8 protein-coding genes and 1 pseudogene are annotated in these 14805 nt (G+C 27.3%); all 9 read left to right on the top strand.

What is annotated here, in order from left to right:
* The 9 genes and pseudogenes from HCG76_RS12785 (at position 1) to HCG76_RS12750 (ending at position 14790) form a co-directional block, all read left to right on the top strand.
* Positions 1-1515: a response regulator transcription factor gene (locus HCG76_RS12785; RefSeq protein WP_221700788.1), complete on the top strand. Its 1515-nt coding sequence runs from the start codon at positions 1-3 to the stop codon at positions 1513-1515.
* A 161-nt stretch (positions 1516-1676) separates the two neighbouring features.
* Complete coding sequence (locus HCG76_RS12780) at positions 1677-2636, top strand: ABC transporter permease (RefSeq protein WP_221700787.1); 960 nt, start codon at positions 1677-1679, stop codon at positions 2634-2636.
* Between the two features lie 21 nt (positions 2637-2657).
* Positions 2658-3662, top strand: coding sequence for a carbohydrate ABC transporter permease (locus tag HCG76_RS12775; protein WP_441303171.1), 1005 nt, complete (start codon positions 2658-2660; stop codon positions 3660-3662).
* Positions 3663-3859: 197 nt separating this feature from the next.
* The gene (locus HCG76_RS19100) at positions 3860-4207 is read left to right on the top strand and encodes a hypothetical protein (RefSeq protein ID WP_260458133.1); all 348 of its coding nucleotides are present in this window, start codon (positions 3860-3862) and stop codon (positions 4205-4207) included.
* A pseudogene (locus HCG76_RS12770) lies at positions 4176-5666 on the top strand (alpha-mannosidase). The gene HCG76_RS19100 and the pseudogene HCG76_RS12770 overlap by 32 nt, the downstream one beginning before the upstream one ends.
* Positions 5667-6290: 624 nt before the next feature.
* On the top strand, positions 6291-7763 hold the full coding sequence (locus HCG76_RS12765) for an ABC transporter substrate-binding protein (protein WP_221700786.1): 1473 nt from the start codon (positions 6291-6293) through the stop codon (positions 7761-7763).
* Between the two features lie 286 nt (positions 7764-8049).
* Positions 8050-11181 (top strand): alpha-mannosidase, encoded by a 3132-nt coding sequence (locus tag HCG76_RS12760; protein WP_221700785.1) that lies wholly within the window; start codon positions 8050-8052, stop codon positions 11179-11181.
* A gap of 75 nt (positions 11182-11256) precedes the next feature.
* Complete coding sequence (locus tag HCG76_RS12755; protein WP_221700784.1) at positions 11257-12141, top strand: ROK family protein; 885 nt, start codon at positions 11257-11259, stop codon at positions 12139-12141.
* 213 nt (positions 12142-12354) lie between these two features.
* A complete protein-coding gene (locus HCG76_RS12750) occupies positions 12355-14790 on the top strand; it encodes an FN3 associated domain-containing protein (protein ID WP_221700783.1) in 2436 nt (811 codons plus the stop codon).
* Positions 14791-14805 lie beyond the last annotated feature (15 nt).

Genomic DNA, 14805 nt, shown 5'->3' with positions numbered 1-14805 from the left:
ATGTATAAGGTTATGTTAGTTGATGATGAAAAGTTAATTTTACAAGGAGTATTAAATATAGTAGATTGGGATAAACTTGGATTAAAGATTACGCACATGGCTCAAAATGGAAAAGAAGCATTAGAAAAGTATGATGAAGAGCCTGTAGATATAATAATTACAGATATTAATATGCCTGTTATAAATGGATTGGAGCTTATTAAAAGGATTAAAGAGAAAAATAAAAAAGTAAAATTTATTGTATTAAGTGGATACGATGATTTTTCTTATGCCAAAACAGCAATGAAGTATGGGATAGAAAATTATATATTAAAACCTATAAATGAAGAAGAATTAGAGGAAGCATTAATAGATATTAATAAAAAAATAGCTGCTAATAAAGAAAAAGAAAATAAATTGTTAGAAAAAAATAATACATTTATGAAAATATTAAATGGAAATGCTGATAAAGAAATCTTAGAGGAAATAACTGATATTATAAATATAGAATTAAAAGATAAATGTTATACAGTAACTAATATATTATTTAATAAAAAGAATCATAGAAGAAAATCTGATATTAATGAACTAATTAATGCAAATACATATGAAGGTTATGAAATATTGTATAGATTTAATGGAGATATTATATTAATTAATTCATGGGAAAATAATATTAACATAGAAGAGATACGAAAGTATTATGGAAAAATATTAGGCTTATTAATAGATAATATTGGAGAAACCTTTATTGCTGTAGGAGATAGTGTATACAATATAAATGACTTACAAAAGAGTTACAATATATCAAATAATGTAAAGAAAAATATAATAACAGATGGATATAATAAATGTTTATATAGCAATGATATAGATAATATATCAGGTGCAAGTTTTAATTTGAATAAAGAGTTAGAAATACTAAATAAAATTATAATAGAAAAAAACACTGATGATGTAAGATCTTATATTGATGAATTATTTAGAAGTAATACTTTTTCTCCACAAGAAATTTATGATTTAGCAATAAAAACTATATTATTAGCTGATAAAATTGCAGATGATTTTAAAATTGATAAGGAAATTAAAGAGGAAAGTATAAGTAATACAATAATTAATATTTATAATGCTAGCAGTATTTCTGACATTATTACATATATAGATAAGCAAATTATTGATTTATCAAATATGATGAAAAATAATTCTGTTAAATATACTCCGATAATTCAACAAGTAGTAAATTATATTAATAAAAATTACTACGAAGAATTAAGTTTGAAAACTTTATCTCAAAAATATAAGATAAATAGCTCTTATTTAGGACAATTATTTGCAAAAGAAGTTGGATATTCATTTTCAGAGTATTTAAATAAAGTAAAAAATATGAAGGCTAAAGATTTAATTTTAAATACAAATATGAAGATAAATGATATAGCAAAAGAGGTAGGCTACTTAGATACAAGCTATTTCTATAGAAAGTTTAAAAATTTTTATGGAGTATCTCCAGCAACGTTAAGAGAGTTTAAAAATTATTAAAAAATTAGATACAGATAGTATACGATATTAATAAATTGTATGCTATCTGTGTTTTTTTTCAATTTGTACACTAAATCTAAATTTATTCAACTATAAGCATAATAGGTAAATATGGTATATTTTATTTAGATAAACGATTACAAAAAAGGGGAGGAATTTATATGAAAAAAGCAAAAGGCTCAGAGTTTGTTATAAAAAAGAGCAAATGGAAAACATTAAAGGAGAATAGAGAACTTTTAGGATTAACTATTCCAGGAACGATTTGGTTCCTAATATTTGCATATCTACCTATGGTAGGGGTTGTAATAGCATTTAAGAATTGGAGAATTCAAGGCGGGTTTATAGAAAGTTTATTTAATAGTGAATGGGTTGGATTAGCTAATTTTAAATTCTTATTTCAAAGTAGTGATGCTTGGTTAATTACTAAAAATACAGTTTTATATAATATTACTTTTATAATACTAGGAATAGTAATTCCAGTTTCATTAGCAATATTACTTAGAGAGCTTTTTAATAAGAGGTTATCTAAATTTTATCAAACAGCAATGTTTTTACCATATTTCTTATCTTGGGTTGTTGTAAGTTATTGCTTATATGCATTCTTAAGTCCAACGCAAGGTTATGTAAACAATTTACTAGCTTCTTTTGGTCAGGAAGGTGTATCTTGGTATACAGAAACAAAAGTTTGGCCATTTATACTTGTATTTATGAGTCAATGGAAATCAATAGGATATGGAACAGTAATATATTTAGCATCTATATGCGGAATAGATAAATCATATTATGAAGCAGCAATGATTGATGGAGCTACGAAATGGCAACAAATTAAAAATATAACAATACCATTATTAAAGCCAGTTTTAATAATAATGTTTATTACAGCTGTAGGTGGTGCATTCAAATCAGACTTTGGACTATTCTATCAATTACCTAAGGATTCAGGAGCATTATATTCCGTAACAAATGTTATTGATACTTATGTTTATAGAGCACTTATGAATCTTGGAAATATTGGAATGAGTACAGCAGCAGGTTTATATCAATCTGTGGTGGGATTAGTTTTAATATTAGTTACTAATGGAATTGTAAGAAAAGTAGATAATGAAAACGCATTTTTCTAAAAAATATAGGTGGTGAGATTAATGGAATCAATTAAGATAGAACAACAAAAGGAAAGTAAGGTAAAAGCATTAAAAAGTAAAATGTCAGATAGGAGAAAATCAAAAAAAGAAGAACAAGAAGACACAGTTAGTAGATTTAATAGAGTTTCAAAACCAACAAACTTTATATTAAATATAATATTTGCGCTTATATCTGCAGCATGTATTATACCATTTATATTTGTTTTGATAATATCATTTACAAGTGAAGATTATATAAAAACAAATGGTTATTCATTTTTACCAAAAGAGTGGAGTTTTGAAGCTTATGAATATATCTTTTCATCAAGTGCTTCTATAATAAATTCATATGGTATTACAATTTTTGTTACAGTAACAGGAACAGTACTTGGGGTTTTAGTAATGGCAATGTTTGCTTATGCAATATCTAGAAGAAGTTTTGCATATAGAGGCTTTTTCACAAAGCTAATATTTATTCCTATGTTATTCTCAGGTGGTATGGTTTCAAGTTACTTAGTTATAACAAAATTCTTAGGGTTAAAAAATAGTTTATTAGCTCTTATATTACCGATATGTGTTAGTTCCTTTAATATAATTATTTTAAGAACATTCTTTAAAACTTCAGTTCCTGAAGCTATACTAGAATCAGCTAAAATAGATGGAGCATCTGAGTGGAGAACATTCTTGAAAATTGTATTACCAATTTCAATACCTGGTATTGCAACAATTTCATTATTCTTAGCATTAGGATATTGGAATGACTGGTTTAATGCAATGTTATATATAGATGAAGGTGCATTAATGCCATTACAGTATATTCTTATAAGAATTGAAAAATCAGTAGAATTCTTAGCTACTAACGCATCTGCATTAGGATCAAATACAACATCTATTGCTGCAACATTGCCAAAAGAAACTTCTAAAATGGCTATAGTTGTTATTTCAACATTACCAATTATAATAACTTATCCTTTCTTCCAAAGATACTTTGTAAGTGGATTAACAATTGGAGCAGTTAAGGAATAATAAATATTACTTTATAGAAGTTTTATAATAAAAAAAGTTGTTTAAGAGGTGTAATATGCATTACTTATTAGAGAGACTAGAAAAAATATGTAGAGAAATAGATAAAAATATATATTTTTTATACTTATGCAGAAAATTGGGACAATGTTACTAATCCACAATTTATATTATTTGTAAATGGAGAAAAGCTTCAAGGATTGGATGTAAATCATCAAGAATTTATATTAACTCATGATGCAGTTCCAGGTACTAAATATGAAATAGATTTACATGCATATGCAGGTAGAGTCTTTGATAGAAAAGTAACATTAGGTGGGAAATTAGTAGTAGATGAAGAAGGTAGAAAATTATATTTCAACTTAAAAGTTCCAGTAGATGTATGTAAGCAACTTGATAAAGATGATAAAAAAAGAATAGATATGATTAGGGTATTAAATGATTCTATAAATTTAATAGATTTTAGGACACCTAAATCTGAAGAATATGATGAAAGCTTAATAAGAGCAAATAGCAATGATAGAAGGTGCAAGATATCCAGCAAATGAGATAAGAAACTCATGGGAAAAGATATTATTAAATGAATTCCATGATATAATACCAGGTTCATCTATAAAAGAGGTATATGATGTTACAGATGTTGAATATAAGGAGTTATTGAAAACTGGAGAAGAGATAGTTGATAATGGTATTAATTATATATCTTCTAATATAAGCTTAGATAAGAAAAGTGTAGTAGTCTTTAACTCTTTAGGCTTTGAAAGATCTGATATAGCTACATTTGAAATTCCTAAAAATATAAATAATGTAGGATTAATAGATGAAGATGGAAAATCAATTGTTTGCCAAAAAATTGATAAGAATAAAGCTATTTTCTTCGCTGAAAATATACCAGCTAATGGGTATAAAACCTTTGAATTAGTTGAGAGTACAGTAGAGTTAAGAGATAATATTATTATTTTAAATAAAGAACTAGGAGAAAATAATTTTATAAAAATAGGATTCGATTCTAAAGGTCAAATTAAATCTATAATAGATAAAAAGACAAATAGAGAAGTATTAAAAGAAGGTGCTATTGCAAATCAAATACAGGCATTTGAAGGTAAGCCTATGTGTTTTGATAACTGGGATATTGATATATACTATAAAGAGAAAATGTGGATAGTAGATGATATTCAAAGTATAAATGTTGTTGAAAGAGGTCTAGTAAGAAGTACTTTAAGAGTTGAAAGAAAATTCTTAAACTCAAAAATAATACAAAATATTTATATTTATAATGATATTCCTAGAATAGATTTTGATTCCTATATAGATTGGAAGGAACATGATATTGTATTAAAAACAGCTTTTCCGGTTGATATACACACTAATGAGGCAACTTATGAAATTCAATATGGCAATATAACAAGGCCTACACATGAAAATACATCGTGGGAATTAGCACAGTTTGAATCTGTTGGTCATAAATGGGTTGATATATCAGAGGGGGATTTTGGTGTATCAATGTTAAATAATTGTAAGTATGGATATGACATTAAAAATGGAAATATGAGATTAACTATGCTTAAATCAGGAACAGATCCAAATCCAGTTGCAGATCAAGAGGAACATAGATTTACTTATTCTATATATGTACATGAAGGAATTTGGAAGGAAGCTAAAACTACACAATTAGCATATGGATTAAATACTGAGTTATTTACAAAAGTTGAAGGGTCACATAGTGGAGTATTAGATAAAAAGGTAAGCTTTGTAAATGTAGATAAAGAAAATGTAATTATTGAAGTTATTAAAAAAGCTGAAGATAGTAATGAAACTATAATTAGGCTATACGAATTTGAAAATAAACGTACAAATTGTAAATTAGAATTTATGAGAGAATTAGAGTAGGTATATGAATGTGATATGTTAGAAAACAACGAAAAGAAATTGGTAAGTAATAATAAGGAGTTTAGTTTTATTATAAAACCTTATGAAATAAAAACATTTAAAGTACAATTAAAATAATAATATATAGATATTATTAAAAATAGCAAAGGATGTTGTATAAAATACAGCATCCTTTGCTATTTTTAGTTAACAAAATTATGAACTTATATATTAAAGAAAATTAATATTGGAGATATTCATAAAAGTAGATAAAAAGATGAATTAGATACATGTAGTATTGGAAAGAGGTTATTTGAATTTTAAGTTCCTACTATTATAGTTGAAAGCATGAATCTATTGTATAATATGAGAGACTACATGTATATTAGTTATATTCCAGAAGTGTGGTAAAAGAGTGCTCACGGAACTGAGAGTATAGTTATCTTTAAGTATGGTTATCTCAACTTTATTGAAATATTGTGATCATATGACTGGAGGAGAAATGATAAGTTTTTCAATCATAATATAGTTCTTATTATTAGAGCTTAATGGTTTAAATCAAGGTGAACAACATATTATAGGAATTTAATAAATATCAAATTTAATAAAAAACTTATAAGGTGAAAATATTCAAATAACGTATAGAATTTATCAACTAAATATAGAAAATATACAATATGAAAATCCTGTGAAGCAAGTTATAATAAAAATGTAAACAATATCAAAGAGATGTTGTAAAGAATATAAAAAGTGTTGAGAAATATGGGGGAGGAAAAACATATGAAATTTAAAAAAATAGTATCATTAGCTACATGTGTAGCAACTGTCTCAACTATGCTAGTTGGATGTGGAAGTAATTCAGGAAATAGTAGTACAGCTACATCAGGTGGAAAGGATGAGAAGCCTACAGAATTAGTTTGGTATTGTATAGGAAATGAGCCAAACGATTTAACAGATGTTCAAGCAAAAATAAATGAATATTTACTTGAAAAAATGAATGCAACAGTTAATATGAAATTCTCAGGATTTGGGGATTACAGCCAAAAAATATCTATGGTTATTAATTCAGGAGAAGATTATGATATAGCATTTACTTGTTCTTGGGCAGGTGATTATATTGGAAATGCAAGAAAGGGTGCATTCTTAGATTTAAGTGAATATTTAGATACAACTTTAAAAGAAACATATGAAGCTGTTGATAAAAGATTCTGGGATGGTGCTGAAATAGATGGTAAAATTTATGCAGTTCCTACTCAAAAGGAAATTGCAGCTGCACCAATGTGGAGATTTACTAAGGAATATGTAGATAAATATAACATTCCATATGAAGATATACACTCATTAGAAGATTTAGAACCATGGTTAAAGCTTATAAAGGAAAACGAACCAGATGTAGTTCCACTTTATATAGCTAAAGGAACACGTACACCACAATTATTTGATGAAATCGTAGAACCAGTTGGGGTTGCTTTTGATGATGAATCATTAACAGTTAAAAACTTATATGAAACTGATTTCCTTAAGAGTCAACTTGAAATTATGAGAAGATTCTTTGAATTAGGATATATAAATGGTGATGCTGCTACAACTGATGGTGATGAATCAGTTAAAAGATTTGTAGATAAAGCTGATGGACAACCTTATGCTGATAGATTATGGTCTGAAAACTTAAAATATGAAGTTGTTACTTCAAATGTTACTGATGCATATATCACAAATGGTTCAACTACTGGTTCAATGATGGCTGTTTCTGCAAACTCTAAGAATAAAGAAAAAGCTATTGAATTCTTAAACTTATTAAATACTGATGAATACTTAAAGAACTTAGTTGTTTATGGAATCGAAGGTGTTCATTACGAAAAAGTAGGAGATAAGACAATCAAATATACAGAAAAGCATGCAGATTACGATGTTGCTCACTTTGCTTTTGGTAACTTATTCATTAACTACGTTCTTGAAGGAGAACCAGAAACTAAATGGGATGACTTCCAAAAATTCAATGATGAATCTATAGCTTCAGAAGCTTTAGGATTTAAATTTGATATATCAAATGTTACTAATGAATTAGCTGCTATTAGTAATGTTTTAAGTGAATTTAAGTTCGCATTATATAGTGGTTCTGTTGATATTGATGAATATTTAGATAAAATGAATACAAAATTAAAAGAACAAGGATTACAAAAAGTTATTGATGAAATGCAAACTCAAATTGATGCATGGAAAGCTGAAAACTAATATAATCTTGTAAATATGAGCTCTTCAAAAGAAACTTAATATAAGTTATTTTGAAGGGCTCTTTTTTATTGATTATACTAAATGTATAAAAGTTAGAGGAAGTTATTAATACGAAAACTGTAAGTAGCTTTAAAAAAATAAGTAAACAATTACAAAAGTGAAAAAAGTTCAATAAATATAAAATTTGTCAACTATAAAGAAAATATTCAGTATGGTATTCTTAACTCAAAGAAAGATTTAAATATAAATCTTATAAAAATATTATTTTTAATAAAGGATGAGAATTATGCGTTATATATTAGAAAGAGTTAGAAAAATAGCAACAGACATTAAGGAAAATGTATATACTAACAAATTAGAAATAAAAAATTTTCAATATAAGGAAGGAAATTTTTTAGGAATAGAAGCAATAAATAGTGACACTAGTGAATGGATAAATTTTAATTCTGATAAAGATAATTGGGGAGGAACTGATGATAAACATTTTTGGTTTAGAACTTCAGTAACAGTACCACAAGAGTTTGAAGGACAAGTTTTAGCTTTAGATATATATGCTTTTGAAGAGGGCTGGGATGCTGTTAATCCACAATTTATTCTTTATGTTAATGGTGAGCATATACAAGGATTAGATATAAATCATAGAGAAGTTATTTTAACTAATAATGCAAAAGCAGGAGAAGTATATGAGATAGATTTACATTCTTATACAGGTAGAACTTGGGATAAGAGACTTACTTTAAATGCAAGCTTAGTAACTATAGATTTAGCAGCAAGAGACTTATATTTTAATTTACAAGTACCAGTATGGAGCTGTGAAAAAATAGATGAAGATGATAAAAAAAGAATAGATATGCTTTTAGTATTAAATGATGCTATAAATTTATTAGATTTAAGAAAAGTATTTTCAAAGGAGTATAATGAAAGTATAAAAAAAGCAAATGAATTCTTAGAAGTTGAATTTTATGAAAAGTTATGCGGACATGAAGATTATGTAGCTACTTGTGTAGGACATACTCATATAGATGTAGCTTGGTGGTGGACTGTAGCACAAACAAGAGAAAAAGTTGGAAGAAGTTTTTCTACTGTTCTTAAGTTAATGGATCAATATCCAGAATATATATTTATGTCTTCACAACCTCAATTATATAAATTTATAAAAGAGGATTATCCTGATATATATGAAAAAATAAAGGAAAAAGTTAAGGAAGGTGTTTGGGAACCAGAAGGAGCAATGTGGCTTGAAGCAGATTGTAATGTAACTTCAGGTGAATCACTAATAAGACAAATTCTTCATGGAAAGAGATTCTTTAAAGAAGAGTTTAATGTTGAAAATGAAGTTTTATGGTTACCAGATGTATTTGGATATTCAGCAGCACTTCCACAAATATTAAAGAAGTCAAATGTTAATTACTTCATGACTACAAAGATTGCATGGAATCAATTTAACAAAATGCCTTATGATACTTTCATGTGGAAAGGAATAGATGGAACAGAGATTCTAACACATTTTATAACTACAACTGATCCAAATCAAGATAAAAAATGTCACTTTACAACATATAATGGAATTTTACATCCAGGATCTATTAAAGGTGCATGGGATAGATATCAACAAAAAGAAATTAATGATGATGTATTAGTTTGCTATGGCTACGGAGACGGTGGTGGCGGAGTAAGTTATGAAATGCTAGAAACAGGTAGAAGAATGGCAAAAGGAATACCAGGAATGCCTAAGGTTAAGCTTGGAAATTCATTAGATTACTTTAAAAAATTAGAAAAGAAAGTTGAAGGAAATAAGAGATTACCTAGATGGGTTGGGGAATTATACCTTGAATATCATAGAGGAACTTATACTTCAATGGCAAGAAATAAGAGAGACAATAGAATAAGTGAGCAGCTTTATGAGTCAACTGAAAAGGTTAATTCATTAGCAATGCTATTAGGAAAAGAGTATCCAGCAGAAAATATAAATAAAAATTGGGAAAATATTTTATTAAATCAATTCCATGATATTTTACCAGGAACATCTATTAAAAAAGTATATGATGTTACAGATGAAGATTATAAGAGAATTATAGGTTCAGGAAAAGAAATGCTTGCAGATGGAATTAATTACATTGCAGAAAATATTAGTTTAAAGAATAAATCAGTAGTTGTATTTAATACTTTAGGCTTTGATAGAGATGATATTGTTGAATTTGAAGTTCCAAGTGATATTAATATGCCAGCTGTTTTAGATGGAAATGAAGAAATTGAATGTCAATTAATTGATGATGGAAAAGCAATATTCTTTGCTAAAGGAATTCCAGCAAATGGACACAAAGCTTTTGAGATAATTGAAGCTACTAAATCATCAAGTACTAATTTAACTATTGAGAAAAATTATATTGAAAACAAATTCTTTGATATTAAAATTAACGAAGAAGGAAATATAACTTCTATAATTGATAAGAAATCAAATAGAGAAGTATTAAAAGAAGGACAAACAGCAAATGTTTTACAAGCCTTTGAAGATAAACCAATGGATTATGATAACTGGGATATCGATATCTATTATGATGAAAAAATGTGGTTAGTAAATGATGTTCAGCATATTGAAGTAATTGAAAGAGGAAATGTTAGAAGTACTTTAGAAATAAAGAGAAAGTTCCAAGACTCAACAATAATTCAAAAGGTGTATATTTATAATGATATTCCAAGAATTGATTTTGATACAAATATAGACTGGAAAGAGTCACAAGTATTACTTAAAGCTGCATTCCCAGTTGATATTAACTCAAATGAAGCAACTTATGAAATTCAATATGGTAATGTAAAAAGACCAACTCATAGAAATACTAGCTGGGATGAAGCTAGATTTGAAGTTTGCGGACATAAGTGGGTTGATTTATCAGAAGGAAACTATGGAGTTTCACTTATGAATAATAGTAAGTATGGCCATGATATTTTAGATGGAGTAATGCGATTAACTTTATTAAAGAGTGGAATTTTACCTAATACTACAAGTGATCAGGAAGTGCATAACTTCATATATTCAATTTATCCTCATACTGGAGATTATAAAGATGCAGGAACTGTTAAAATGGCATACAATTTAAATGTTCCTCTATATTCTAAAGTAGAAGAAGCTCATGAGGGTAGTTTAGAAAGCAAGTCTTCACTTGTAAAGGTAGATAAAGATAATGTAATTATAGAAGTTATTAAAAAGGCTGAAGATTCTGATGAATTAGTAATAAGAATGTATGAATGTCATAATATGAGAACTAATGTTACTTTAGAAATGATTAGTGAGATTGAATCAGTTAAAGAGTGTAATTTAATGGAAACTGATATTTCAGAGTTAAGCAAAGATGGCAACAAAGTATCATTTGAAATGAAGCCATTTGAAATATTAACATTAAAAGTAAAATTAAAATAATAATTTAAAAGGGTATGCAAATTATAATTGCATATCCTTTTTACTATAAATTAAGTTAAGTGAGGAGAGAGTTTTATGGAAAAGTATGTAGCTATTGATGTTGGTGGTACATCTATAAAATATGGATTAATAGAAGGTAATGGAGTAATCTTGGAAAGGGGTAGCATAAGTACAAGAGGAAATGATATTAATGAATTAATAGCTGATATAAAGGAAGTTGTTTGTAAATATAAAGAGAAATATGAGATAAAGGGTTTAGCTTGTAGTTTTCCAGGTGCCGTAGATCCAAAGAGCGGATTTATTGGAGGTGGAAGTGCTGTAGCATGTATACATGGACCTAATATTAAAAAATTATTAGAAGAAGCAACTGGATTAGTTACAGCAATTGAGAATGATGCTAATTGTTCAGCATTAGCAGAATGTTGGATAGGTTCAGGGAAAGATGTAGATAGTTTTGCAAGTGTAGTGTTTGGTACGGGAATTGGTGGAGCTATAGTGATAAATAAAAGAATTTTTAGGGGAAGGAATTCTCATGCTGGTGAATTTGGATATATGTTAACTACAGATAGTAATGAAAATTTAGGGCCTTTCTGGAGTTGGATAGCATCAACAGGCTCTATAGTTAGAAGAATTGCAGAAGTGAAAAATATACCTGTAGATGAGTTAAATGGTAATATAGTTTTTGAAATGCAGAAAAATGATGAGCAAGTTAAAAGAGAGGTTAAGGAATGGTATAAGCGTATAGCAAAAGGTATATATAACATTCAGTATATATTAGATCCAGATAAAATATTAATTGGAGGAGGAATATCAGCAAGGGATGAATTCATTGAAGGAATAAATGAAGAATTAAAATTAATGAAGGATGAAATTGCAACATTAGATATAACTGTAGAAAAATGTAAGTTTGGTAATGATTCAAATCTTATTGGAGCATTATATAATTTAATTTTTTGTTAGTAAAATTAAATAAATAATTAGTTAAATATTAATATGGAATTAATGTGAAAAAAGTACAACAAATATATAAAAAATTCACTATATATGGAAATAACAAGCATTTATAATAAATATGTAAACATATACAAAGGGGGCAAGAAATAGGAGGAGTTTTATAGGTTAACTTAAAAATATATTTTAAGAATATTATAGAAGTAATGATGGTATAAATTTATGAAGTTTGAAGAGAAAATTAAAAGAAAAGATAATTTAAAAGTTAAATCGCCAACTATTATCAATATCTATAATTTTATAAGAAAAACAGTTTATCCAAGTGGTGAATTTGTTCAAGATGATTTTGAAACAGTACTTTATCAAATAGAACTGTTAAAACAATATCATTTGCCGGCTACATATGCACTAAAATATGATGCTCTAATAGATGAACGTTTTAATAAGTTGATTAAAGAAAATGTTGATGAATATGATGAGGTTGCAGTTTGGTGGGAGATAGATAAGCAATTGGCTGAGAAAGCTAATGTGTTATGGAAAGGAAAAACTCCAGTAGATGATCATGTAAATATAGGATATTCATTAGGATATTCACCAGAAGATAGAATAAAAATGGTAGATGTCTATATGAAAGATTTTAAGAGTATATTTGGTTATTATCCTAAAACTGTTGGCTCATGGGTAGTAGATATAGTTACGCTGAAATACATGAAAGAAAAATATGGAGTAATTGGTGCGGTTTTATGTAGAGATCAAATAGGAACTGATGGATTTACATTATGGGGAGGGTATTATAATCAAGGATATTATCCAAGTAAGATTAATGAATATATTCCAGCACAATGTGAAGATATGCAAGTTAAATTGCCTATTTTTCGAATGTTAGGACCTGATCCAATTTATGCTTTTGAAGATGGATTAAGGAAAGATGTTAGTGAGGTATATACATTAGAGCCAGCATCTGTTATAGGGAAAAATGAAAAATGGATAGAATGGTATTTTGATAGGTTAACTAATGAAGACAATTTAGGTTTCTCATATGCACAAACTGGACAAGAGAATACATTTTTATGGAATACAATGTACAAGGGATATGAAAAACAAGTTGAAATTATTTCGAAATTAGAGAAGGAAAAAGTGATAAGAGTTGAAACTTTAGAGGAGTCTAGTACTTGGTTTGAAAATAGATACAAGCTAACTCCGCCAACTACATTTATTGCTTCGAAAGATTGGAATGAGAAAAATAATCTCAAAACCCTATGGTACAATAGTAGATTTTACAGAATAAGTTTTTTATTGGAAGAAGATATATTATCTATTAGAGATGTACATTTATTTGATGAAAGATATAAATCAAGATATTATGAGAATACTTTAGAGGAAAGTGAAAGTATTTTTGATGCATTACCTATTTTAAATTCACATTATTGGAGTAATGAATTTAAAAGAGCATCAATAGATTTTAGAAAAATAAATAAAGATGAAAGTAGTGAATTTTTAAAGTGTGAAAATTTATTCTTTAAGGCTATTGATGATGCAACATATAAATTAAGTTGCAAAGTTGAAGGTGAAGCCTTTGATATTATATGTGAAGAGGATAATATTAAGGTTAAGTATAATAACGTATCTAGTGTTAAGTGGGAGATTAACATAAATATGATGCCGGTATTAATGAAATTAGAGGATAAAAAAATAATATGTTCTCATAATGATTTTTCATATTTATTAAAGTTAAATCACGGAATATTTAAAAAGAATGAGGATGGAAGTGTTTCAATTCTTCCTGAAAAAGATTTCATTGAAATATGTACTAATAACATAGATGAATATATAAAGTGTGACTTTTTCCAAAAATCATATTTAGCAAATAAAGAATCTATAGATAATTTTATTCCTAAATATAAACAAATTGTTTCAGAATCAAAAGTTAAACCAAGAGCATTTAAGCCTATTGTTAATAGAAAGGCTATTTTATCTCAACGACCTATTAATGAAAAAATAGAAATAAAAAATCCAAATATAGATAGCAATATTTATTATACATTAGATGGAAGTGAACCAAATGAAAAATCATTTATTTATGATAAACCTATTATTATAAATGATACTTGTATAGTTAAGGCAGTTGCAATTAAAGAAGGCTATAAACCAAGTGAGACTATAGAGGTTGAAATATTTGCATCAGAACCAATAAAGGATATAAAGGGCTTTACTAATCCAACAAAAGTAAAAAAGTATAATAAAAATGGTGTTTATGATCTTATTGATGGTAAAAAAGGAACTAAAGATTATACTGATGGTTCTTGGTTAGGATATACAGAGGATTTAGATGTAGTAGTTGATTTAGGAGAAATAAAAGAAATAAAAAATATTATGATTGGATTTCTTCAAGATACTAGAGCTTGGATATATTTTCCACAGTACATTACTTTTGAAATATCTAAAAATGGATTAGATTATAAGCCTTTGGGGGAAGTTAAGGAATTACAATCTGTTCCGAGAAGAGAAGTTGAAGTTAAAAATATTAAAGTTAATAGTAATGAGTCATTCCGTTATTTAAGAGTTTTTGCTAAAGGCGAAGGTGATTGTCCTAAATGGAGCATAATGGCTGGAGAAGGACCAGCATTTATGTTTGTCGATCAAATAACAATAGATTAGATTATGGTATAAATT

Origin of the sequence: Clostridium sp. K13 (genome assembly GCF_019734195.1) — a bacterium.
Lineage (GTDB): Bacteria > Bacillota > Clostridia > Clostridiales > Clostridiaceae > Clostridium.
Note: the sequence above shows the minus strand (reverse complement) of the source record. Positions and strands in the feature narration are given on the sequence as shown.